The organism is Escherichia sp. E4742 (genome assembly GCF_005843885.1).
In the GTDB taxonomy this organism is placed as follows: Bacteria; Pseudomonadota; Gammaproteobacteria; order Enterobacterales; family Enterobacteriaceae; genus Escherichia.
Map to the genome: position 1 here is coordinate 4,415,281 of NZ_CP040443.1, position 22,602 is coordinate 4,437,882.

Consider the following 22,602-nt stretch of genomic DNA (forward strand, 5'->3'; position numbering starts at 1 on the left):
CTATGGTCGTTCAGGAGCAACATCAGGAACCGTCACCATTATGTCAGCAGAATGACAATGCAACGGAAACGAAACGGGATTGTTCCGTCGTTATACCCCATAGCTGGAAACTAACACCGCAACAGCAAGCCTTTATAGAGATGTTTGCTGAAGATGATCAGCAGAAACAATAATTATCATCATTCTTGTTACCCAATATATTAATGAATATAACGGCTTTTAATACACCACAGCAATAACAGGTTGAGTTATCTCAACATAAAGTAATAACAGTTAAGGGTGTAGCCTATGATCACTACAAATACGAAATACTGGTCCTGGATGGGCGCATTTTCTCTGTCGATGCTCTTCTGGGCCGAACTCATCTGGATCGTTACTCACTGATCCCTGACCCCGCTGCGGCGGGGTTTTCATTTGCGTTGCCAAAAGGTTTCTCCTCTTTTATCAATTTGGGTTGTTATCAAATCGTTACGCGATGTTTGTGTTATCTTTAATATTCACCCTGAAGAGAATCAGGGCATCGCAACCCTGTTATTAAGGAGGAGCTATGTCGTCAACCCTACGAGAAGCCAGTAAGGACACGTTGCAGGCCAAAGATAAAACTTACCACTACTACAGCCTGCCGCTTGCTGCCAAATCACTGGGCGATCTCACCCGTCTGCCTAAGTCACTCAAAGTTCTGCTCGAAAACCTGCTGCGCTGGCAGGATGGCAATTCGGTCACCGAAGAAGATATTCATGCGCTGGCGGGATGGCTGAAAAATACCCATGCCGATCGCGAAATCGCCTACCGTCCAGCCAGAGTGCTGATGCAGGATTTTACCGGCGTACCTGCTGTTGTTGATCTTGCGGCGATGCGGGAAGCAGTAAAACGTCTCGGTGGCGATACCGCGAAGGTGAATCCGCTCTCACCGGTCGATCTGGTGATTGACCACTCGGTTACCGTCGATCGCTTTGGCGATGATGAGGCATTTGAGGAAAACGTACGCCTGGAAATGGAGCGCAACCACGAGCGTTATGTGTTTCTGAAATGGGGGCAACAGGCGTTCAGTCGTTTTAGCGTTGTGCCACCAGGCACTGGGATTTGCCACCAGGTGAACCTTGAATATCTCGGCAAAGCGGTGTGGAGTGAATTGCAGGAGGGGGAATGGATTGCTTATCCGGATACGCTCGTCGGCACTGACTCGCACACGACCATGATTAACGGTCTTGGTGTGTTGGGCTGGGGCGTTGGTGGAATCGAAGCGGAAGCGGCGATGTTAGGTCAGCCAGTTTCTATGCTGATTCCGGATGTGGTGGGCTTTAAACTCACCGGTAAATTGCGTGAAGGTATTACCGCCACCGACCTGGTGCTGACCGTTACTCAGATGCTACGTAAACATGGCGTAGTAGGTAAATTCGTCGAATTTTACGGTGATGGTCTGGATTCACTGCCACTGGCGGATCGTGCAACCATTGCCAATATGTCGCCGGAATATGGTGCGACCTGCGGCTTCTTCCCAATCGATGCTGTTACTCTCGATTACATGCGGTTAAGCGGCCGTAGTGAAGACCAGGTTGAACTGGTTGAGAAATATGCTAAAGCGCAGGGGATGTGGCGGAACGCAGGTGATGAACCGGTGTTTACCAGTACGCTTGAATTGGATATGAACGACGTAGTCGCTAGTCTTGCCGGTCCAAAGCGTCCACAAGATCGTGTTGCGCTGCCTGATGTGCCAAAAGCTTTTGCCGCCAGTAACGAACTGGAAGTCAACGCCACGCATAAAGATCGCCAGCCGGTCGATTATGTTATGAACGGGCATCAGTATCAGTTGCCTGATGGTGCAGTGGTTATTGCTGCGATAACGTCGTGCACCAATACCTCTAACCCCAGCGTGCTGATGGCGGCCGGATTACTGGCGAAAAAAGCCGTAACCCTGGGGCTGAAACGACAACCGTGGGTCAAAGCGTCTCTCGCGCCTGGCTCGAAAGTGGTTTCTGACTATCTGGCAAAAGCCAAACTGACGCCGTATCTTGATGAACTGGGCTTTAACCTTGTGGGCTATGGTTGTACCACCTGTATTGGTAACTCTGGTCCGTTGCCCGATCCTATCGAAACCGCGATCAAAAAGGGCGATTTAACCGTTGGCGCGGTACTGTCTGGCAACCGTAACTTTGAAGGACGTATTCATCCGCTGGTTAAAACCAACTGGTTGGCTTCGCCGCCGCTGGTGGTTGCCTATGCACTGGCGGGCAATATGAATATCAACCTGGCTTCCGAACCTCTGGGGCACGATCGTAAAGGCGATCCGGTATATCTGAAAGATATCTGGCCATCGACTCAAGAGATTGCTCGCGCTGTTGCGCAAGTCTCCACTGAAATGTTCCGTAAGGAGTACGCGGAAGTTTTCGAAGGGACTGCGGAGTGGAAGGAGATTAAGGTTGTACGATCAGATACCTACGGATGGCAGGATGATTCGACCTACATTCGCTTATCGCCTTTCTTTGATGAAATGCAGGCAACCCCTGCGCCAGTGGAAGATATTCACGGCGCGCGAATTCTGGCAATGCTGGGTGATTCGGTTACCACTGACCATATCTCTCCGGCAGGCAGCATTAAGCCTGATAGCCCCGCGGGTCGATATCTACAAGGTCGTGGTGTTGAGCGTAAAGATTTTAACTCCTACGGTTCGCGTCGTGGTAACCATGAAGTGATGATGCGTGGCACGTTCGCCAATATTCGCTTTCGTAACGAAATGGTGCCTGGTGTTGAAGGGGGGATGACGCGCCATCTACCAGGCAATGATGTTATCTCTATTTATGATGCGGCGATGCGCTATCAGCAAGAGAAAACACCGCTGGCGGTAATTGCCGGGAAAGAATATGGGTCAGGTTCGAGTCGAGACTGGGCGGCAAAAGGCCCGCGTTTGCTCGGTATTCGCGTGGTGATTGCAGAATCGTTTGAACGTATTCACCGTTCGAATTTAATCGGCATGGGTATTTTGCCGCTGGAGTTCCCGCAAGGTGTGACGCGTAAATCGTTAGGGCTGACGGGGGAAGAGAAGATTGATATTGCCGATCTGCAAAATCTGCAACCTGGCGCTACGGTTCCTGTGACACTAACGCGAGCTGATGGTGCGCAGGACGTTGTACCGTGCCGTTGTCGCATCGACACTGCAACAGAATTAACCTATTACCAGAACGACGGTATTTTGCATTATGTCATTCGTAATATGTTGAAGTAATTCAGCTTTGTTTGCCGGATGTGGATCATCCGGCAAATATATTAAGTCTGTAGCGAACAGGGTTATTTGTTGAGCAAATGGCCCATTTTCTCGGCTTTAGTATCGAGATAGTGTTCATTATTTGGGTTACGGCCAACAATCAACGGCACGCGCTCAACAATGTTGATACCCGCTTCGGTTAGAATTTCGACTTTTTTCGGGTTGTTGGTTAACAGACGGACTTCATTGACGCCCAGTAACTTGAACATATCGGCGCAGAGGGTGAAATCACGTTCATCAGCGGCGAAACCTAACTGATGATTGGCCTCTACAGTATCGTAACCTTGATCCTGTAACGCATAAGCACGGATTTTATTCAACAAACCGATGTTACGTCCTTCCTGACGGTGGTACAGCAAAATACCACGGCCTTCTTCGGCAATATGCGTCAGTGCCGCTTCAAGCTGGAAGCCACAATCGCAGCGCAAGCTGAACAGGGCATCACCGGTCAGACACTCAGAATGGACGCGTGCCAGGACAGGAGTATGTCCTGAAATGTCGCCATAAACTAACGCGACATGATCGTGTCCGGTTGCCAGTTCTTCAAATCCCACCATCAGGAAATCGCCCCATGGGGTTGGCAGTTTGGCTTCTGCCACACGTTTAAGCTGCATGAAATTCTCCAGATAATGCTGGTTCTGTATTGGCTTATTTTGCCATAACGCGAAGGGGTTCTCCTAATCACGACGCGCCAATCGTTCACCGAATGGCACAAATCTGTCAATTTTTACTGGAGCAGGCATTTTCAGTTATGATTGTCAGAATTATAAAAAGGAGAGGCCATGCGTTCGATTGCCAGACGTACCGCAGTGGGAGCTGCACTATTACTTGTAATGCCGGTAGCTGTATGGATTTCCGGCTGGCGTTGGCAACCAGGAGATCAAAGTTGGCTGTTAAAAGCGGCCTTTTGGGTCACTGAAACCGTTACTCAGCCTTGGGGCGTCATTACACATCTGATTTTATTCGCTTGGTTTCTCTGGTGTCTGCGTTTTCGCCTCAAAGCCGCAATTATGCTGTTTACCATTCTGGCTGCGGCGATCCTCATTGGACAAGGCGTGAAATCCTGGATAAAAGATAAAGTTCAGGAGCCGCGCCCCTTTGTGATATGGCTGGAAAAAACACATCATATTCCGGTTGAGGAGTTCTACACTTTAAAACGTGCGGAACGCGGAAGTTTAGTGAAAGAACAGTTGGCTGCAGAAAATAATATACCGGGCTATTTACGCTCTCACTGGCAGAAAGAGACGGGATTTGCCTTTCCTTCCGGTCACACGATGTTTGCTGCCAGTTGGGCGCTGCTGGCCGTTGGGTTACTGTGGCCGCGTCGGCGAACGTTCACCATTGCACTCTTGCTGGTTTGGGCCACGGGAGTCATGGGAAGCCGCCTACTGCTCGGGATGCATTGGCCGCGTGATTTGGTGGTGGCTACATTGATTTCGTGGGCGCTGGTGGCGGTGGCAACCTGGCTTGCACAACGAATTTGTGGGCCATTAACACCACCTCCGGAAGAAAATCGTGAGATAGCGCAACGAGAAGAAGAAAGTTAACGCTGGTTGATTTTCTGATTTTCGCCCTTAAATCACCAACAATGCACGTAGTTGCCATTTCGCAGTCGGCGTGAAAATGGTACTTTAAAGGGCTATTGCGGTAAGTTGACCATAATTTATGCGCTCTAACCACATAACGGGAAGTAATGTGAAATATTTACTCATTTTCTTATTGGTGTTGGCGATTTTCGTGATTTCGGTCACGTTAGGTGCGCAGAACGATCAACAGGTGACGTTTAACTATCTGTTAGCGCAAGGGGAGTATCGTATCTCTACTTTGCTGGCGGTATTGTTTGCTGCGGGTTTTGCTATCGGTTGGTTAATTTGCGGACTGTTCTGGCTGCGAGTTCGTGTTTCTCTGGCGCGTGCTGAACGTAAAATAAAGCGACTGGAAAACCAGCTTTCACCCGCGACTGATGTGGCGGTAGCGCCGCATGCGTCAGTGGCGAAGGAATAACCTTCTATGCTGGAGTTGTTGTTTCTGCTTTTGCCTGTAGCCGCTGCCTATGGCTGGTATATGGGCCGCAGAAGTGCGCAACAAAACAAGCAAGATGAAGCCAACCGTCTGTCACGTGATTACGTGGCGGGGGTTAACTTTCTGCTTAGCAATCAACAAGATAAAGCGGTGGACCTGTTCCTCGATATGCTCAAAGAGGACACTGGCACCGTTGAAGCCCACCTTACGCTCGGAAACTTGTTCCGATCCCGTGGCGAAGTCGATCGCGCAATTCGCATCCACCAAACCTTAATGGAAAGCGCCTCGCTGACCTATGAACAGCGCCTGTTGGCAATTCAGCAACTGGGTCGTGATTACATGGCTGCAGGGTTGTACGATCGTGCGGAAGATATGTTTAATCAATTGACTGATGAAACTGACTTCCGTGTTGGCGCTTTGCAACAACTCCTGCAAATCTACCAGGCCACCAGTGAATGGCAAAAGGCGATCGATGTCGCCGAACGTTTGGTTAAACTGGGTAAAGATAAACAGCGGGTCGAAATAGCTCATTTCTATTGTGAATTAGCTCTTCAATACATTGCCAGCGACGATCTCGATCGTGCCATGACCTTGCTGAAAAAAGGTGCGGCGGCCGACAAAAACAGCGCGCGCGTATCCATCATGATGGGGCGTGTGTTTATGGCTAAAGGCGAGTACGGCAAAGCAGTCGAAAGCCTGCAACGCGTTATTTCTCAGGACAGAGAACTGGTCAGCGAAACGCTGGAAATGCTGCAAACCTGCTATCAGCAACTGGGTAAAACTGCCGAATGGGCAGAGTTTCTCCAGCGAGCGGTGGAAGAAAATACGGGTGCTGATGCTGAACTGATGCTTGCAGACATCATTGAATCGCGTGACGGGAGCGATGCTGCTCAGGTTTATATTACGCGCCAGTTGCAACGTCATCCAACCATGCGCGTGTTCCACAAATTGATGGATTACCACCTCAATGAAGCGGAAGAAGGGCGTGCAAAAGAGAGCCTGATGGTGTTGCGCGATATGGTTGGTGAGAAGGTACGCAGTAAGCCGCGTTATCGCTGCCAGAAGTGTGGTTTTACCGCTTATACCCTCTACTGGCATTGTCCGTCCTGTCGGGCCTGGTCGACCATTAAACCAATTCGTGGTCTGGATGGCCTGTAGTTTTAAAAAAAATCAACTTTAGTTACAACATACTAATGGTTGTTATCAACAAATGAGCTTCGGCAACGCCTGCGTGGAAAAGCCTGACAGGGGAGAAATCGCAACTGTTAATTTTTTATTTCCACGGGTAGAATGCACGCCGTTTACCTTTTTTGCGCCACTTCCGGTGCCCATCATCAAGAAGGTCTGGTCATGACGTTAACTGCTTCATCTTCTTCCCGCGCTGTTACGCGTTCTCCCGTCGTTGTTGCCCTCGATTATAATAATCGTGATGCTGCGCTGGCATTTGTCGACAAAATCGACCCACGCGATTGTCGTCTGAAAGTTGGCAAAGAGATGTTTACGCTGTTTGGGCCACAGTTTGTCCGTGAACTGCAAGAGCGTGGTTTTGATATCTTCCTTGACCTGAAATTTCACGACATTCCCAACACAGCAGCGCACGCCGTGGCCGCAGCGGCTGACTTAGGTGTGTGGATGGTGAATGTTCATGCCTCTGGCGGGGCGCGTATGATGACCGCAGCTCGTGAGGCGCTGGTTCCGTTTGGCAAAGACGCGCCGTTGTTAATAGCGGTAACGGTGCTGACTAGCATGGAATCAAGCGATCTGGCGGATCTCGGCGTGACACTGTCACCAGCGGATTATGCAGAGCGTCTGGCGGCGTTGACACAAAAATGTGGTCTTGATGGCGTGGTGTGTTCTGCCCAGGAAGCCGTTCGTTTTAAACAAGCGTTTGGTCAGGACTTCAAACTGGTTACGCCGGGTATTCGTCCGCAGGGGAGTGATGCTGGAGACCAGCGCCGCATTATGACGCCAGAACAGGCGCTGGCAGCTGGGGTTGATTATATGGTGATTGGTCGCCCGGTGACGCAATCTGCGGATCCAGCGCAAACGCTGAAAGCGATCAACGCCTCGTTACAGCGGAGTGCATAATGAGTGATTCCAACAGCCGTCTGGTCTATTCAACGGAGACTGGACGTATCGATGAACCGAAAGTAGCCCCTGTACGCCCTAAAGGTGATGGCGTTGTGCGTATTCAACGTCAAACCAGTGGCCGTAAAGGTAAGGGTGTTTGCCTGATTACAGGTGTTGATCTCGATGAAGCTGAACTGATCAAGCTAGCGGCAGAACTGAAGAAAAAATGCGGCTGCGGAGGTTCAGTAAAAGAAGGAATTATCGAAATTCAGGGTGATAAGCGTGATTTATTAAAATCAATGCTTGAAGCGAAAGGCATGAAGGTAAAACTCGCAGGCGGTTAACAAAAAAAGCCACGAAAATATTCCGTGGCTTTCATTTATTTTACTGTGTGTATTATTCGGTTAGTTCGTACTAAACAGAGTTAAGCGTATTATAATTGCGAGTCGCTAATCGACATTTATTTACGATTATTTACCGACCTGGTGACCGATAATACCACCGACTGCTGCACCGCCTAACGTACCCAGCGTGCTGCCATCAGTCAGTACTGCGCCACCTAAAGCACCTGCACCCGCACCGATTGCGGTATTACGATCTCGTTTAGACCAGTTAGAACAGGCACTCAGAGACATAGCCAGCGTAATTGCCAGAACAGCCGCGGTCATTTTTTTGCTCGTTACAAACATAATACTCTCTCCTGAATTTATGATTCACGGAAGTAAGCTCTCTTTAACTATAATAGTTAAGACGCTTTCTGAAAAAGTTATTTTCCGTGAAATCCTCTCGCGCAGGGTTATATCACGCAGGTGACAGTCACTTCCTGTTATATCGCTAATGTTAAGTTTACAACTTTAAAGTTTTAAGGACAGGTAAATAGTCTTAATTAACAGCCAGGAATCATCTTAGAGCGGATGATTTGCGAAAGTGCAAATCATCCGTAGAGGAGGGGAAATTAATTGTCGATGACGTGAACTGTCAGTCTATTATGCTCAAGATGCAACAGGTGGCTGGCAGGTATCTTCGAGTCGGTAATGACCCGTTTGATTTTCTCAACAGGGCCGATGGAGTAAGAATGTACGGCACCAAATTTTGAGCTGTCCGTCAGAACTATTGCTTCGCACTCTTTTTCCAACACGGCATTGACTACGTCGGTACGCATCATGTCGCGTCCAGTAAATCCAGTTTCAGGTTGCCAGCCATCAATACCAATAAATGCCTTACTGAAATGAACCTGCTGGATACACTGACGTGTCAGAGGGCCAACCATGCTTTCGCTTTTTTTCTGGTACACGCCACCAAGTAGAATGACTTCACAGGGAGCGTCTTTCAACAAATGCGCAATGTAGCTGCTAACCGTAATGATGGTAACATCTTTCTTCTGTTCGCCTAACGTGCGAGCCAGAAGGGCATTGCTGCTGCCATTTTCAATAAAGATAGTTTCACCTGGCTGAACCAGAGAAGCCGCAAACTCGGCAAGTTCACGCTTCAGCGTATAATTACTCATCATCCGGGTTTCAACATCATCGCTATCAAGCGAAACTGCAAAACCATGCGCGCGGCGCAGATAACTCAGTTTTTCGAGGGTGTTGAGATCCTGGCGAATAGTAACTTCAGAAACACCAGTGGCTTTTGCCAGTTCGGTTACGCTAACCTGACCCTGGTCAATGACCATCTGTAGAATTGTTTGTTGTCGGGAATTCATCGCTGTAATTCTTATAACGTTATAATATTTAATAAAAAAGCTGACGCGCCTGGCATCCTTTTCTGCTAAATGGAAAGCCTGAAAGCACGACTGTTAAATCTCCCACGGTGCCTTCGGGATGTCTGGCGTAGATGCAGCAACCTGGCGCAAGAGATCTGCTTTAAGTATCTCGAGATTATGGATCGCAGAGTGGTGATCGCCCGCCACAAGGATATCTAACACAATATCAATACGTTCGGCAACGCGCTGGGCATCAAATTCAGACATGAGGGCATCCTTATGGCAAATAAAGGCAAAAATGAATAATGCAAAAATTGCCACTAAAAGAGAAGCGTATAGTGGCAAAGGCTAATTATCATTCGGAAATGTGTTAAATAATGAGATTATGTATCGTTAAATGTTTATATTCGTCTCTTTATGACCGCTTTAGATAACGTTTAAACCAGCGCTCGAAGGCCACGGCAGGCATTGGTTTGGCAAACAAAAATCCTTGCCTCTCATTGATGCCGTTTTTGGTTAAAAAGGCATCTTCTTTTGTGCTTTCCACGCCTTCGGCGATCACTTGCAGATTCAATGCCTGGGCGACGGCGACAATCGCGCGCACTAATGACTGCGAGACAGGTTGTTTGTGAATATTACGGACAAAAGCCTGGTCAAGTTTAATCGCATCAATGGGAAAACGGGCCAGTTGCGAAAGCGAAGAGTAGCCAGTGCCAAAATCATCCAAATGCACTTGTGCGCCTAACTGACTAAATTGCTGGATAACGGAGAGGGCGAGTTCATCATTTTCTATCAGACAGCTTTCAGTTAACTCGATATCAATAGGGCAGTATTCAAAATTCAGTTTTTGAAGAACCTGCTTCAGATCGGTAAAAAGAGTTTGATCGGCAAACTGGCGCGCAGAGATGTTAACCGCTACCCGCAGATTAATGCCTTTATCACGCCATTTCGCCACCTGACGCACCACATCGAGAATCACCCAACGTCCTAATGGAACAATTAGCCCAGACTCTTCTGCATAGGAAATAAAGTCTAACGGGGGAATGAGTCCGCGTTCAGGCGACTGCCAGCGCACCAACGCTTCCAGGCTTCGAACTTCACCGCGCCAGGTGATTTTCGGTTGATAATGAATCACTAACTGATCGTTTTCCAGCGCCTTACGCAGGTTGGTATCAAGCCAAAGATATTCGAATACCCGTTGGTTCATTTCTGGCGAAAAAACACAGAACTGTCCGCGCCCACCTTCTTTTGCGGTGTACATTGCGGTATCGGCATGGCGAATAATGGCAGCGCTGTCCATACCATGTTGTGGCGAAAGTGAAATACCGACTGAACAGCCGGTATAGACTTCAATTAAACCAATGCGGAAGGGTTGGCGAAGCCGGGTTAAAATACGTGATGCCATCGCTTCCAGTGCGCTTTGTGATGTATTGGGTGCCAGTACCAGAAACTCATCCCCGCCAGGACGCGCCAGCACCTGATCCTGTTCAAGGCAGCTTAAAATGGCCAGTGACACCTCACGTAACAACTGGTCGCCAAATAAATGCCCGTAAGCGTCGTTTACCTTTTTAAAATTGTCTAAATCAAGATATACAACACCAACCTTACAGTCGTTAGCTTGATCAATGGCATGATCGATTAACGCCTGCATGGCGTTACGATTCGGTAGTCCAGTGATGCTGTCGGTATTTGCCAGTATGCGAAGTCGTTCCTGGGCGCGACGCTCTTCGGTAATATCGGTGCCGGAACAGATTAAATAGATCTCATTTTTGCCGCTACCGCTGTGCACAAATTTGTTGCGAAACAGAAATAGCCGTTGACCTTTGCGCGTTGGTATCCAGAGCTCAATTTCATAAGCATTACCACTGCGAAAAAAACCACGGTTATTGCGGCTGGATGCTGCAGCTTCACGACGACTCATAAACAGCTTAAATACGCTTTGCCCAATGACATCGTGCTCTTTGAAACCTGTGTATTCTTCACATAATCGGTTAAACCGTTGGATATTTCCCCGGCTGTCAAGGATGACTATCGCGGAATGAGCTTCAGACACTACCTGTTCAGCAAAAGACAGCCCATGCGATAAATCGCGGGCTACTGCAAGTGTGTCATGCCATGCAGACGCGTTGCCGCCCCATTCGCGCTTATTGATTTTTCGTCCAACCAGATGCACAGAAAGATCGCTCTCATTGACGGTCAGACTCATCATCAAGCTGGAAGTGATGACCGTCATTTCCCTGATGCGAGCAGCCTGTTCGGCAGATAACTGCAAAGTACGTTCAGGTTCTGTGGTTTCGGTGGTGGAAAAGCGCAAAACATCGCTGCTTTCCGATAAACGCCAGTATGGATTGTGCGATCCGAGAAAGTTGTACAACGTTGTGGACTCCCTAACTGTTTTCATGAAGCGTGTCTTCCTGTTAACAGCGGAGTTCGCGATTAAAAGAAAGGTCCAACATGAATTACATAAAATTAGCGACAGCTAAACGTATTGTTTTATTTATATATTTATTTGTAATCCAGTTTTGGAAAAACGCCAGTTTACAAACGAAAGTCTGTGAAAAAAATCTGGGGGGATAAAAACGAATGCGGATACGAGTAAAGTAAACGGCCCATCCGTAATGAATGGGCCGCAAAAGAATATTACGCTACCGGACGAGCAATAATGCTGCGAGTTTCCATACGAACTTCGGCAATAGTAACGTCGATAACATCGGTTACCTTGTAAACCGTTTCACCTTTAATTTGCACGGTGCCATTTTCCTGACTGCAAACCAGTTCATCACGCACAGCGTGTAAGAAAGGCGCAGGAATAAAAGCGATAGCGCCGTTATCAACCAGACGCACACGCATGCCGCCACGGCTGATATCGACAATTTCCGCCGCAAAACGGGTGTCGGTCCCGGCTTTGTCTTTCAGGAAACGGGCGTATAACCAATCACCGACATCACGTTCCGCCATCCGGTTGAGACGACGACGCTCTGCCATTTGGACGGTGATTTCATCCTGCGGACGCGTCGCCGTTTCGCCTTTAATGATCGCTTTCAGCAGACGATGGTTGATCATGTCGCCATATTTACGGATCGGTGAGGTCCAGGTGGCATACGCTTCCAGGCCGAGGCCAAAGTGAGGGCCTGGTTCAGTGCTGATTTCGGCAAAGGACTGGAAACGACGAATACGGCTGTCGAGGAAACCGGTCGGTTGCGCATCCAGTTCGCGACGCAGCTTGCAGAAACCATCCAGCGTGAGCACTTCTTCAGCATCGACATGCAGACCGTGCGTTTTTAGCAATGCTGCCAGCGCTTCAGCATTTGCCGGATCAAAGCCCATATGCACGTTATAGATGCCAAAACCGAGCTTATCGCGCAGTACGCGGGCCGCACAAATGTTAGCGGCGATCATCGCTTCTTCGACAATACGGTTGGCAATGCGACGAGGCTCGGCGACGATATCCAGTACTTCACCTTTTTCACCGAGAATAAAACGGTAATCCGGGCGATCTTTAAACACCAGTGCATGATTATGGCGCCACTCACCGCGACGCTGACAAATTTGCGCCAGGAGGCGAATTTGTTCGGCAATGGCCTCATTTTCTGGCTGCCAGTCGCCGGTGTTTTCCAGCCAGTCGGAAACCTGGTCATAAACCAGTTTCGCTTTGGACTCGATAGTAGCGGCAAAGAACTCGATATTGTCTTCAATGGTGCCATCTGCGGAGAGCGTCATCCGACACGCCAGTACCGGGCGAACTTCATTGGCGCGGAGTGAGCAGAGATCGTCGGAAAGCTCACGCGGCAGCATTGGGATGTTGAAACCTGGCAGATAGTTGGTGAATGCACGAACTTTTGCCGCTTTGTCCAGTTTGCTTCCTTCTGCAATCCACGCGGTTGGATCGGCAATCGCCACGATCAGTTGCAGTTTGTCATCCGGGAGCGCCTTCGCGAAGAGGGCGTCATCCATATCTTCCGTGCTGGCGCTATCGATGGTGACAAAATCCAGTGCAGTCAGATCTTCGCGCACCAGACCTTCGTCGAGCATTTCAGTAGCAACGCCGTTCGGCGCTTCTTTTTCCAGGTTATGACGCGCCAGAGTTACCCACCACGGCACGAAGTGATCGTCGCCAAAAGTGATGTACTGCGTGAGTTCTGCATAGAAAGAACGATCGCCTTTCAATGGATGACGGCGCATTTCGGCAACTGCCCAGTCGCCTTCTTTGAATTCATGTGTCAGGCCACGGGCTGCGCGGCAAGGAATGGCATCTTTCAATAATGGATGATCAGGGACAATGGCCAGACGGTCATTCTTGCCCTGAACTTTACCCACGAAGCGGGTTAGAAAAGGTTCAACCAGTTCTTCTGGTTCGGCAGATTCACGATCTTTTTCGCTGTGGATGACTGCGATAATTCTGTCGCCATGCATAACTTTTTTCATTTGCGGCGGCGGAATGAAATAACTTTTCTGTGCATCGACTTCCAGGAAGCCAAAGCCTTTTTCAGTGGCTTTTACCACCCCTTCAGCGCGGGGCGTCTGGGAATGCAGTTGCTGTTTAAGCTGCGCTAGCAGCGGGTTGTCCTGAAACATAATTGTCTATTTTGGTGGCCATTAGAGCGGCTGACAGTTTTACGCGATTCTGTCTGACGCAGCAAGGTTAATATGTTTCACCCAACGCGATTTTTAAGCGATTGATCCAGCCACAAAGCCCGCTCCATACCAACAAATTAATAACCTGCGTTGATGATATTTCGTGTTCGAGTAATGGGCTGAACTGGGCGGCGCTAAAGCGATCGGGTGCTCGGGTCAGCCATTGTATCGCCTGAACGGTAGCGCGCTCAACACAATGGCTATCAGCCCACCGATTAATTTCATTTTCGCCCTGACGTAGAATGAGGATTGCCTCTTTATATTCTGCTGTTGAATATGTTTGGCTAGCGAAGCAAGCGGCGCTGCCATTAATTCGCGCGGTTAACAACGTCGCAAGTTGATGGTTGGTTTTGGCGCTAACCAATGTGCTGGCGAATAGCTCCTCAAGGCGTGAAAGTAGAGCTGGGTGAAGATTGAGTATTTCGGTCAGTTGGCTGAGTTCAACCGACGAACTATTCACCGCATCTTCAGGTAATTTTTCTACGGCGTAGCAGGTACGCCAGCGAGTTGATTCATTCGCAAACAGTGATGCATCGGCGTAGTTTTGCATCTCCAGACCGGGTAGCCAACGAACTGGTTGCTCGAGATAAGCCTGCAATGTGGTAATCACTCGTGCCTGAAAACCGACAAAGCCAATAATTTGGTTAATGAACACACAGTCCCAGGCGGTAAGGCCGACATCTTTAAGATGCTCACGGGACTGACCGTCGATAATAGATGGAGAGAAGGCCAGTTGGCGGGCATATTGTGTGATTTGCGCCAGCCGATGATTACTTTCCCTGGAGGAATCCGGTCCGGGAAGTGGTGTCAGGCGCGCGGAATAGTAGTTGCACAAACGCTGAACGCCGCAGACCTGGGCAACAGTCAGGGCTGTAGACAGGCGTTCATAAGCGGTGAATGTCTGCAAGCGGGTCACGGCCAGCTGATCCGGGAACAACGCTCCAGCGAGTGCACGTGCGGGTGCCAGCCATGACTGAAAGGGGGCCAGCGTTTGTTCCTCAAGAATCACGTCGAGCAAAAAAGGGTCGTTGACCTTTGCGGCTTCGGGTACAAGTGGCAGAACGTTATGCTCTGAAGTGCTGGATTGGATTTCATGATACCAGTGGCTTTTGCCTGAACTATGGCGTTGTTCCATGGGCGCTCCTTGGTCATAACGGAAATCGTTATCCTGACGCAAGGCGGGAAGGGGAGAAAGACGGATCGGCGATAACAAATATCAGAAAGGTATAACAGAGAAAATGGGCGGCAGAACGCCGCCCATCTTGACCAACAGAACGATTATTTCAGTTCCAGTTCGTTCATTGCAGCGATGCTGAAACCGCCGTCAACGTGGACCACTTCACCGGAGATACCGGCAGAGAGATCGGAGCACAGGAACGCTGCGGAGTTACCCACATCTTCGATGGTAACGGTACGACGAATCGGCGTAACGGCTTCGCAGTGTGCCAGCATTTTACGGAAGTCTTTGATGCCGGAAGCGGCCAGCGTACGGATCGGACCTGCGGAAATGGCGTTAACACGCACCCCTTCTGGACCCATCGCGTTAGCCATATAGCGTACGTTCGCTTCCAGAGATGCTTTTGCCAGACCCATAACGTTGTAGTTCGGGATAGCGCGCTCAGCACCCAGGTAGGAAAGGGTCAGCAGAGCAGAGCCCGGATTCAGCATGGAGCGGCAAGCTTTTGCCATTGCAACGAAGCTGTAGGAGCTAATGTCGTGGGCAATTTTGAAGCCTTCACGAGTTACGGCGTTAACATAGTCACCATCCAGCTGATCGCCAGGTGCAAAACCAATAGAGTGTACGAAGCCGTCAAATTTCGGCCAGACTTTACCCAGTTCAGCGAACATGGTGTCGATGCTGGCATCTTCGGCAACATCGCACTGCAGAACGATGTCAGAACCTAATTGAGCGGCAAATTCTTCTACGCGGCCTTTCAGTTTGTCGTTCTGGTAGGTGAATGCCAGTTCAGCTCCTTCGCGGTGCATCGCCTGAGCGATGCCGTAGGCGATGGACAGTTTGCTGGCAACACCGGTTACCAGAATGCGCTTACCGGAAAGAAAACCCATAGCTTTAATCCTTATTGTTGATGCTTGTTGTGCCTGAAAATCAGGCGATTCGTCGTTTTAGTAAACAGTACGAACAGATAAACGGTTATTATAATCAACCAGGCTGTGGGTGGCTATAGTTGCGCTTTCTGTACGGGGGAGAATCAGCGGTAGAGAGCATTTTGCGACGCCCGCAAGGGGCAGGTTGTGGAAATATCTTATAGCGTCTGGCTTTAAAACTATTCGTATTACTTCCGGTAAGTTTGATGATGAAAACAGATGCGGATTTATCAGCCCTGGCTCTGTTGTGTCATCGGCGATTAATAATCTGGCGACAACAAGTTGTGGTCTTTCTCTGATGAACTGACGCCAACTTAATATTGTCAACCATCTTCACAGAATCTCCACAATCTCTTCATTATCAGAATATACACCATGAATAAGATAAAAATACTTTCCCTCACTTTGGAGGAATGTATAATTAGCCAAAATGAGAATGACCGTTCTCACTAAGTGAAAGGCCAGGAGACAGAGATGACTAGCAAGCTGGAGATACGTCACAAACAGCGTCAGGATGAAATCATCAACGCCGCCCGTCGGTGTTTTCATCGCTGCGGTTTTCATGCCGCCAGTATGTCGCAAATTGCCAGCGAAGCTCAGCTTAGCGTCGGACAAATCTACCGTTACTTCGCCAATAAAGATGCCATTATTGAAGAGATGGTTCGCCGTATCATCGACTTTCGTATTGCCCAGATGGACATTGACGCGCGGACCGATCGCTTCCCGGAAGTCCTTGCCTTGCGGAAATCCTTAAATGAGGACGACGACGCGTTGATGCTGGAAGTGGCTGCAGAAGCCACACGCAACCCACGAGTGATGGCTATGCTTGAGGAAGCTGACGCCAGAATGTTTGCTAACGGTTGTGCGCATATGAAAAGAATGCATCCCCATCTTAGCGACGAGCACATTCGTTGCTGCGTTGAAGTGCTTGCCACCATGATGGAAGGTACGGTTTATCGTCGCTTAACACCGCAAAAAAGCGATCCCCAACGTCTGCAGAAAATATATCAGGATATTATTAGTATGTTGATAAATAAATAAGAACAGAATTAACCGATAGCGGGGGATATTAATCCCCCTTATTTCATTGCGAAATTTATTTCGCGATGCGGGCTCGTTATATCTGAATATCCCTGACATATCCTCATTAATTTTAATGAGGAGGGTATTGTTCACCCTGGAGAAAATAATGAAGTATATAGCAACGTCTGTAGTGGCAATGCTGCTCTTATCTGGTTGTGATAATACGCAAAATAACAATTCATCCCCGTCGGAAACAGAAGTGGGCGTTGTTACGCTCAAATCTCAACCGGTTTCGGTAGTCAGTGAATTAACCGGGCGCACCAGTGCGGCACTCAGTGCTGAAGTACGTCCGCAGGTTGGGGGAATTATCCAGAAACGCCTATTTACTGAAGGCGATTTAGTTAAGGCCGGACAACCATTGTACCAAATTGATGCGGCCAGTTATCGGGCGGCATGGAATGAAGCCCGGGCCGCATTACAACAGGCACAGGCACTGGTAAAAGCCGATTGCCAGAAAGCGCAGCGTTATGCCCGACTGGTGAAAGATAACGGTGTATCACAACAGGATGCTGATGATGCTCAGTCTACCTGCGCACAAGATAAAGCCAGTGTTGAGGCGAAAAAAGCCGCACTGGAAACCGCGCGCATTAATCTTGACTGGACCACGGTAACCGCGCCGATATCGGGGCGTATTGGCATTTCGTCGGTGACGCCTGGCGCACTGGTGACCGCGTCGCAGGATACGGCGTTAACGACTATTCGTGGTCTGGATACAATGTATGTCGACCTCACTCGTTCCAGTGTCGATTTATTACGTCTGCGCAAACAGTCACTGGCGACCAACAGTGACACCATGAGCGTCTCACTTATTCTGGAAGATGGCACAACCTACAGCGAAAAAGGGCGTCTGGAACTCACCGAAGTCGCTGTGGATGAGTCTACCGACTCGGTGACATTACGGGCGATTTTCCCCAATCCACAACAACAGTTATTACCAGGCATGTTTGTTCGCGCTCGTGTCGATGAAGGCGTGATGGAAGACGCTATTCTCGCGCCTCAACAGGGCGTCACGCGCGATGCTAAAGGCAATGCAACTGCGCTGGTGGTGAATAAAGACAATAAAGTAGAGCAGCGAACGCTCGAAACGGGAGAAACGTATGGTGATAAATGGTTGGTGTTGAACGGCCTGCATAACGGCGACCGACTGATTGTTGAAGGTTCCGCCAAAGTAACTTCAGGGCAGACCGTCAAGGCTGTTGAAGTTCAGGCTAATGGAGGCAACGCCTGATGTTTTCGCGCTTTTTTGTTCGCAGACCCGTCTTTGCCTGGGTTATCGCAATCTTGATTATGTTGGCGGGTATTCTGGCCATTCGCACATTACCCGTCGCGCAATATCCTGACGTTGCACCGCCGACCATTAGAATTTCAGCCACTTATACCGGAGCTTCAGCCGAAACGCTGGAAAACAGCGTAACTCAGGTTATTGAGCAACAACTTACCGGGCTGGATAATTTGCTCTACTTCAGCTCCACCAGTAGTTCGGATGGCTCAGTCAGTATTAACGTGACGTTTGAACAAGGCACGGACCCTGATACCGCGCAGGTGCAGGTACAAAATAAAATACAGCAGGCGGAGTCACGTTTACCGAGCGAAGTGCAGCAAACCGGCGTCACAGTGGAGAAATCACAAAGCAACTTTTTGCTGATTGCTGCCGTGTATGACACTACCGATAAAGCGACCAGTTCCGATATTGCTGACTGGCTGGTGAGTAATCTTCAGGACCCGCTGGCGCGTGTTGAAGGCGTAGGTAGTCTGCAAGTTTTTGGGGCTGAATATGCTATGCGCATCTGGCTTGACCCCGCCAAACTGGCCTCATACTCGCTGATGCCTTCAGACGTGCAAAGTGCTATCGAAGCGCAAAACGTGCAGGTTACTGCCGGGAAAATCGGCGCTTTACCGTCATCGAACACGCAACAATTGACGGCAACAGTTCGTGCTCAGTCACGCCTGCAAACCGTTGAGCAATTTAAAAATATCATTGTTAAAAGCCAGTCCGACGGCGCAGTTGTTCGCATAAAAGATGTGGCTCGCGTCGAGATGGGTAGCGAAGATTATAACGCCATCAGTAAGTTGAACGGTCATCCGGCCGCAGGGGTAGCCGTGATGCTCTCTCCGGGGGCGAATGCGCTGAATACGGCGACGCTGGTCAAGGATAAAATCGCAGAGTTTCAGCGGAACATGCCGCAGGGATACGACATCGCATACCCGAAAGACAGTACTGAATTTATTAAAATCTCCGTAGAGGACGTAATTCAGACACTGTTTGAAGCCATCGTACTGGTGGTTTGCGTGATGTATTTATTCCTGCAAAACCTGCGCGCCACGCTGATTCCGGCATTAGCCGTGCCGGTCGTTTTGCTGGGGACGTTTGGCGTCCTTGCGTTGTTTGGCTATTCGATTAATACCCTTACCTTGTTTGCAATGGTGCTGGCGATCGGCTTGCTGGTGGACGATGCCATTGTGGTGGTGGAGAACGTCGAACGCATTATGCGTGACGAAGGGTTGCCCGCGCGTGAAGCCACGGAAAAATCAATGGGCGAGATTTCTGGCGCACTGGTTGCTATTGCGCTGGTGTTGTCAGCCGTATTCCTGCCGATGGCCTTCTTTGGAGGATCTACGGGAGTAATTTATCGTCAGTTTTCGATAACCATTATCTCCGCAATGCTGCTTTCCGTGGTGGTGGCATTGACCTTGACTCCCGCGCTGTGCGGTTCCGTCCTCCAGCATGTTCCGCCGCATAAAAAAGGCTTTTTCGGCGCATTTAACCGCTTTTACCGCCGTACTGAAGATAAATATCAGCGAGGCGTAATTTATGTCCTGCGCCGTGCTGCCCGAACAATGGGTGTTTATGTCGTGCTGGGTGGCGGAATGGCCCTGATGATGTGGAAACTGCCGGGCAGTTTCTTACCCACTGAAGACCAGGGCGAAATCATGGTGCAGTACACGCTGCCAGCTGGGGCGACCGCCGCTCGTACAGCAGAAGTAAACCGCCAGATTGTTGACTGGTTCCTGGTAAACGAAAAAGCAAACACCGATGTCATTTTTACCGTTGATGGTTTTAGTTTCAGTGGTAGCGGACAGAACACCGGGATGGCGTTTGTCTCGTTGAAAAACTGGTCACAACGTAAAGGCGCTGAAAATACCGCCCAGGCCATTGCCTTACGGGCAACCAAAGAGTTGGGGGCAATTCGTGATGCTACGGTGTTTGCCATGACGCCGCCTGCGGTTGATGGTCTGGGGCATAGCAATGGCTTTACGTTTGAATTAATGGCAAGTGGTGCGACTGACCGCGAAACCTTACTTCAAATGCGTAATCAGTTGATTGAACAGGCTAATCAAAGCCCTGATCTGATTTCTGTACGTGCCAATGACCTGCCGCAAATGCCGCAATTGCAGGTAGATATTGATAACAATAAAGCCGTATCGCTGGGTTTGAGCTTAAGCGATGTCACCGACACGCTGGCCAGCGCGTGGGGCGGTACTTATGTGAATGACTTTATTGACCGTGGTCGTGTGAAAAAAGTCTACATTCAGGGCGACAGTGAGTTTCGTTCTGCGCCGTCAGACTTAGGGAAATGGTTTGTGCGCGGGAGCGATAACGCCATGACGCCGTTCTCTGCTTTTGCCACTACGCGTTGGATCTACGGCCCGGAAAAACTGGTGCGCTACAACGGTTCTGCGGCTTATGAAATTCAGGGGGAAAATGCGAGCGGTTTTAGTTCTGGCGACGCGATGGCAAAAATGGAAGCTCTGGCAAACAACCTTCCGGCAGGAACAACCTGGGCCTGGAGTGGCTTGTCATTGCAGGAAAAACTGGCCAGCGGTCAGGCACTGAGTCTGTATGCGGTCTCTATTCTGGTGGTTTTCCTCTGCCTTGCAGCACTGTACGAAAGCTGGTCAGTCCCGTTCTCGGTCATTCTGGTGATCCCGTTGGGGCTACTTGGTGCGGCGCTGGCGGCCTGGATGCGTAATTTAAACAACGATGTTTACTTCCAGGTGGCGCTATTAACCACCATCGGTTTGTCGTCGAAAAACGCCATTCTGATTGTGGAATTTGCTGAAGCGGCGGTGGCTGAGGGCTATTCCCTGAGTCGGGCGGCATTACGCGCGGCGCAGACTCGTCTACGCCCAATCATCATGACCTCGCTGGCGTTTATTGCGGGGGTAATGCCGCTGGCGATGGCAACCGGCGCAGGTGCGAACAGCCGTATCGCCATTGGTACGGGCATTATTGGCGGTACGCTGACCGCTACGTTGCTGGCTATTTTCTTTGTTCCTCTGTTTTTTGTCCTGGTTAAACGTTTGTTTGCCGGTAAACCGCGCCGTCAGGAGTAAGTTATGTTGCGTCGTTCTCTTATTTTTCTGGTGCTGTTGAGTGCGGGATGTGTCTCGCTCGATCCTCACTACAGCACGCCTGATTCCCCAATCCCGGCGACCTTGCCGGGAGCACAGGGCCAGGGAAAGGCAATCAGCCATGACTGGCAGCAGGTGATCCACGATCCCCGATTGCAGCAGGTGGTGACCATTGCTCTGAACAGTAACCGCGATATGCAAAAAGCGATAGCTGATATTGACTCAGCACGGGCGCTATATGGGCAAACTAATGCGTCGTTATTCCCGACGGTGAATGCGGCCTTAAGTTCGACCCGCAGTCGTTCGCTGGCGAATGGTACGGGAACCACTGCCGAGGCGGATGGCACGGTGTCCAGTTTTACGTTAGATCTGTTTGGTCGTAATCAGAGTTTGTCACGGGCGGCGCGAGAAACCTGGCTTGCCAGTGAATTTACAGCCCAGAACACCCGTTTAACGCTGATTGCTGAAATCAGCACCGCCTGGCTGACCCTGGCGGCTGATAACAGTAATCTGGCCCTGGCAAAAGAAACGATGGCCAGTGCAGAAAACTCATTGAAAATTATCCAGCGCCAGCAACAGGTTGGCACGGCGGCAGCGACAGATGTCAGTGAGGCGATGAGTGTTTATCAGCAAGCGCGCGCCAGCGTTGCCAGCTATCAGACACAAGTGATGCAGGATAAAAATGCGCTGAACTTACTGGCAGGTACAACGCTTGCGGAAAATCTGCTACCGGGAACACTGGAAAGCCTGCCGGAACAGCTGATAAGCCTGGTTCCTGCGGGAATGTCATCTGACGTTCTGCTGCGTCGCCCGGATATCCAGGAAGCGGAACATAATCTGAAAAGCGCCAATGGCGATATTGGCGCCGCGCGGGCTAACTTTTTCCCGACGATTTCGCTGACTGCAAGTGCTGGCGTCGGCAGTGACGCATTGTCATCGCTGTTCAGCCACGGAATGCAGGTCTGGTCATTTGCGCCATCGGTAACATTACCGCTGTTCACCGGCGGTAGTAATCTGGCGCAGCTTCGTTACGCAGAAGCACAAAAGCGCGGGCTCATTGCCACCTATGAGAAAACCGTTCAGAGCGCGTTTAAAGATGTTGCTAACGCACTGGCGCGGCGGACCACGCTTGAAGAGCAACTGGATGCACAGCGCCAGTATGTTAAAGCTGAACAACAAACGGTCGATGTTGGCCTGCGTCGTTACCAGGCGGGTGTTGGTGATTACCTGACCGTGTTGACGGCACAGCGCAGCTTGTGGAGCGCACAGCAGGAGCTGCTGGCATTGCAACTGACTGATTTTACGAACCGGATCACGATCTGGCAGTCGCTGGGCGGCGGCATGTCATCACTCAAGTAAGGAATAG

Annotated in this window: 22 protein-coding genes; 14 read left to right on the forward strand and 8 right to left on the reverse strand. The window is 49.9% G+C overall.

The features are described 5' to 3' along the window. The first annotated feature begins 2 nt into the window (after positions 1-2). The 3 genes from FEM44_RS21430 to acnA all read left to right on the forward strand — a co-directional run bounded on the left by FEM44_RS21430 (position 3) and on the right by acnA (position 3,223). Positions 3-173: a hypothetical protein gene (locus tag FEM44_RS21430; RefSeq protein ID WP_130208853.1), complete on the forward strand. Its 171-nt coding sequence runs from the start codon at positions 3-5 to the stop codon at positions 171-173. A gap of 115 nt (positions 174-288) precedes the next feature. After that, the gene (gene ymiC / locus FEM44_RS21435) at positions 289-384 is read left to right on the forward strand and encodes a small membrane protein YmiC (RefSeq protein ID WP_130216048.1); all 96 of its coding nucleotides are present in this window, start codon (positions 289-291) and stop codon (positions 382-384) included. Between the two features lie 163 nt (positions 385-547). Beyond that, entirely contained in the window at positions 548-3,223 is a 2,676-nt protein-coding gene (gene acnA, locus FEM44_RS21440) for an aconitate hydratase AcnA (RefSeq protein WP_135522706.1), read from the forward strand. Between the two features lie 62 nt (positions 3,224-3,285). Here acnA and ribA read toward each other — a convergent pair whose 3' ends face one another. Beyond that, positions 3,286-3,876, reverse strand: coding sequence for a GTP cyclohydrolase II (ribA, locus tag FEM44_RS21445; RefSeq protein WP_064527224.1), 591 nt, complete (start codon positions 3,874-3,876; stop codon positions 3,286-3,288). Positions 3,877-4,044: 168 nt separating this feature from the next. Here ribA and pgpB point away from each other — a divergent pair, with 168 nt between their 5' ends. The 5 genes from pgpB (at position 4,045) to yciH (ending at position 7,698) form a co-directional block, all read left to right on the forward strand. Beyond that, on the forward strand, positions 4,045-4,809 hold the full coding sequence (gene pgpB / locus FEM44_RS21450; RefSeq protein ID WP_130222773.1) for a phosphatidylglycerophosphatase B: 765 nt from the start codon (positions 4,045-4,047) through the stop codon (positions 4,807-4,809). 148 nt (positions 4,810-4,957) lie between these two features. Continuing rightward, the gene (lapA, locus tag FEM44_RS21455) at positions 4,958-5,266 is read left to right on the forward strand and encodes a lipopolysaccharide assembly protein LapA (protein WP_130208843.1); all 309 of its coding nucleotides are present in this window, start codon (positions 4,958-4,960) and stop codon (positions 5,264-5,266) included. Between the two features lie 6 nt (positions 5,267-5,272). Then, positions 5,273-6,442 carry a lipopolysaccharide assembly protein LapB gene (lapB, locus tag FEM44_RS21460; protein WP_130236459.1) on the forward strand — a complete coding sequence of 390 codons (1,170 nt, stop codon included), beginning with the start codon at positions 5,273-5,275 and terminating at the stop codon, positions 6,440-6,442. Positions 6,443-6,634: 192 nt separating this feature from the next. After that, entirely contained in the window at positions 6,635-7,372 is a 738-nt protein-coding gene (gene pyrF, locus FEM44_RS21465; protein ID WP_130208839.1) for an orotidine-5'-phosphate decarboxylase, read from the forward strand. Beyond that, positions 7,372-7,698 carry a stress response translation initiation inhibitor YciH gene (gene yciH / locus FEM44_RS21470; RefSeq protein ID WP_064527234.1) on the forward strand — a complete coding sequence of 109 codons (327 nt, stop codon included), beginning with the start codon at positions 7,372-7,374 and terminating at the stop codon, positions 7,696-7,698. The genes pyrF and yciH overlap by 1 nt, the downstream gene beginning before the upstream one ends. Positions 7,699-7,824: 126 nt before the next feature. Here the strand turns inward: yciH and osmB are convergent, their stop codons facing one another. The 3 genes from osmB to FEM44_RS21485 all read right to left on the reverse strand — a co-directional run bounded on the left by osmB (position 7,825) and on the right by FEM44_RS21485 (position 9,326). Next, a complete protein-coding gene (gene osmB, locus FEM44_RS21475) occupies positions 7,825-8,043 on the reverse strand; it encodes an osmotically-inducible lipoprotein OsmB (protein ID WP_000498252.1) in 219 nt (72 codons plus the stop codon). A gap of 266 nt (positions 8,044-8,309) precedes the next feature. Then, positions 8,310-9,059 (reverse strand): DNA-binding transcriptional regulator YciT, encoded by a 750-nt coding sequence (gene yciT / locus FEM44_RS21480; RefSeq protein ID WP_135522705.1) that lies wholly within the window; start codon positions 9,057-9,059, stop codon positions 8,310-8,312. Between the two features lie 93 nt (positions 9,060-9,152). Beyond that, positions 9,153-9,326, reverse strand: a complete 174-nt coding sequence (locus FEM44_RS21485; protein ID WP_135522704.1) for a YciZ family protein — start codon at positions 9,324-9,326, stop codon at positions 9,153-9,155. A 38-nt stretch (positions 9,327-9,364) separates the two neighbouring features. Here FEM44_RS21485 and FEM44_RS26105 point away from each other — a divergent pair, with 38 nt between their 5' ends. Then, complete coding sequence (locus FEM44_RS26105) at positions 9,365-9,433, forward strand: hypothetical protein (RefSeq protein ID WP_441316622.1); 69 nt, start codon at positions 9,365-9,367, stop codon at positions 9,431-9,433. Positions 9,434-9,474: 41 nt separating this feature from the next. Here FEM44_RS26105 and pdeR read toward each other — a convergent pair whose 3' ends face one another. Then, positions 9,475-11,460, reverse strand: coding sequence for a cyclic di-GMP phosphodiesterase (gene pdeR / locus FEM44_RS21490; protein WP_130222767.1), 1,986 nt, complete (start codon positions 11,458-11,460; stop codon positions 9,475-9,477). 53 nt (positions 11,461-11,513) lie between these two features. On the opposite strand from pdeR, the gene FEM44_RS21495 reads away from it, so the two are divergent. Beyond that, positions 11,514-11,636, forward strand: a complete 123-nt coding sequence (locus FEM44_RS21495; protein WP_130208829.1) for a hypothetical protein — start codon at positions 11,514-11,516, stop codon at positions 11,634-11,636. A gap of 63 nt (positions 11,637-11,699) precedes the next feature. Here FEM44_RS21495 and FEM44_RS21500 read toward each other — a convergent pair whose 3' ends face one another. From FEM44_RS21500 to fabI, 3 genes are all read right to left on the reverse strand, one after another. After that, positions 11,700-13,634 (reverse strand): exoribonuclease II, encoded by a 1,935-nt coding sequence (locus tag FEM44_RS21500; protein WP_135522703.1) that lies wholly within the window; start codon positions 13,632-13,634, stop codon positions 11,700-11,702. 67 nt (positions 13,635-13,701) lie between these two features. Next, positions 13,702-14,829, reverse strand: a complete 1,128-nt coding sequence (locus tag FEM44_RS21505) for a carboxymuconolactone decarboxylase family protein (protein ID WP_135522702.1) — start codon at positions 14,827-14,829, stop codon at positions 13,702-13,704. Between the two features lie 143 nt (positions 14,830-14,972). Then, positions 14,973-15,761, reverse strand: a complete 789-nt coding sequence (gene fabI / locus FEM44_RS21510) for an enoyl-ACP reductase FabI (RefSeq protein ID WP_000506490.1) — start codon at positions 15,759-15,761, stop codon at positions 14,973-14,975. Between the two features lie 513 nt (positions 15,762-16,274). Here fabI and FEM44_RS21520 point away from each other — a divergent pair. From FEM44_RS21520 to FEM44_RS21535, 4 genes are all read left to right on the forward strand, one after another. After that, positions 16,275-16,841, forward strand: a complete 567-nt coding sequence (locus FEM44_RS21520) for a TetR/AcrR family transcriptional regulator (protein ID WP_135522700.1) — start codon at positions 16,275-16,277, stop codon at positions 16,839-16,841. 148 nt (positions 16,842-16,989) lie between these two features. Continuing rightward, positions 16,990-18,111 carry an efflux RND transporter periplasmic adaptor subunit gene (locus FEM44_RS21525; RefSeq protein WP_135522699.1) on the forward strand — a complete coding sequence of 374 codons (1,122 nt, stop codon included), beginning with the start codon at positions 16,990-16,992 and terminating at the stop codon, positions 18,109-18,111. Next, a complete protein-coding gene (locus FEM44_RS21530) occupies positions 18,111-21,218 on the forward strand; it encodes an efflux RND transporter permease subunit (protein ID WP_167850664.1) in 3,108 nt (1,035 codons plus the stop codon). The genes FEM44_RS21525 and FEM44_RS21530 overlap by 1 nt, the downstream gene beginning before the upstream one ends. A 3-nt stretch (positions 21,219-21,221) precedes the next feature. Beyond that, entirely contained in the window at positions 21,222-22,595 is a 1,374-nt protein-coding gene (locus FEM44_RS21535) for an efflux transporter outer membrane subunit (RefSeq protein WP_135522698.1), read from the forward strand. Positions 22,596-22,602: the final 7 nt, after the last annotated feature.

Bases quoted from the DNA above. Each gene is read 5' to 3' on its own strand.
- FEM44_RS21535 (WP_135522698.1), top strand. From the start codon at position 21,222: ATGTTGCGTCGTTCTCTTATTTTTCTGGTGCTGTTGAGTGCGGGATGT.
- FEM44_RS21520 (WP_135522700.1), top strand. From the start codon at position 16,275: ATGACTAGCAAGCTGGAGATACGTCACAAACAGCGTCAGGATGAAATC.
- yciT (WP_135522705.1), bottom strand. From the start codon at position 9,059: ATGAATTCCCGACAACAAACAATTCTACAGATGGTCATTGACCAGGGT.
- ymiC (WP_130216048.1), top strand. From the start codon at position 289: ATGATCACTACAAATACGAAATACTGGTCCTGGATGGGCGCATTTTCT.
- FEM44_RS21500 (WP_135522703.1), bottom strand. From the start codon at position 13,634: ATGTTTCAGGACAACCCGCTGCTAGCGCAGCTTAAACAGCAACTGCAT.
- FEM44_RS21525 (WP_135522699.1), top strand. From the start codon at position 16,990: ATGAAGTATATAGCAACGTCTGTAGTGGCAATGCTGCTCTTATCTGGT.
- acnA (WP_135522706.1), top strand. From the start codon at position 548: ATGTCGTCAACCCTACGAGAAGCCAGTAAGGACACGTTGCAGGCCAAA.
- FEM44_RS21485 (WP_135522704.1), bottom strand. From the start codon at position 9,326: ATGTCTGAATTTGATGCCCAGCGCGTTGCCGAACGTATTGATATTGTG.
- yciH (WP_064527234.1), top strand. From the start codon at position 7,372: ATGAGTGATTCCAACAGCCGTCTGGTCTATTCAACGGAGACTGGACGT.
- pgpB (WP_130222773.1), top strand. From the start codon at position 4,045: ATGCGTTCGATTGCCAGACGTACCGCAGTGGGAGCTGCACTATTACTT.
- FEM44_RS21530 (WP_167850664.1), top strand. From the start codon at position 18,111: ATGTTTTCGCGCTTTTTTGTTCGCAGACCCGTCTTTGCCTGGGTTATC.
- FEM44_RS21495 (WP_130208829.1), top strand. From the start codon at position 11,514: ATGAATTACATAAAATTAGCGACAGCTAAACGTATTGTTTTATTTATA.
- ribA (WP_064527224.1), bottom strand. From the start codon at position 3,876: ATGCAGCTTAAACGTGTGGCAGAAGCCAAACTGCCAACCCCATGGGGC.
- FEM44_RS21430 (WP_130208853.1), top strand. From the start codon at position 3: ATGGTCGTTCAGGAGCAACATCAGGAACCGTCACCATTATGTCAGCAG.
- osmB (WP_000498252.1), bottom strand. From the start codon at position 8,043: ATGTTTGTAACGAGCAAAAAAATGACCGCGGCTGTTCTGGCAATTACG.
- pdeR (WP_130222767.1), bottom strand. From the start codon at position 11,460: ATGAAAACAGTTAGGGAGTCCACAACGTTGTACAACTTTCTCGGATCG.
- FEM44_RS21505 (WP_135522702.1), bottom strand. From the start codon at position 14,829: ATGGAACAACGCCATAGTTCAGGCAAAAGCCACTGGTATCATGAAATC.
- lapB (WP_130236459.1), top strand. From the start codon at position 5,273: ATGCTGGAGTTGTTGTTTCTGCTTTTGCCTGTAGCCGCTGCCTATGGC.
- fabI (WP_000506490.1), bottom strand. From the start codon at position 15,761: ATGGGTTTTCTTTCCGGTAAGCGCATTCTGGTAACCGGTGTTGCCAGC.
- pyrF (WP_130208839.1), top strand. From the start codon at position 6,635: ATGACGTTAACTGCTTCATCTTCTTCCCGCGCTGTTACGCGTTCTCCC.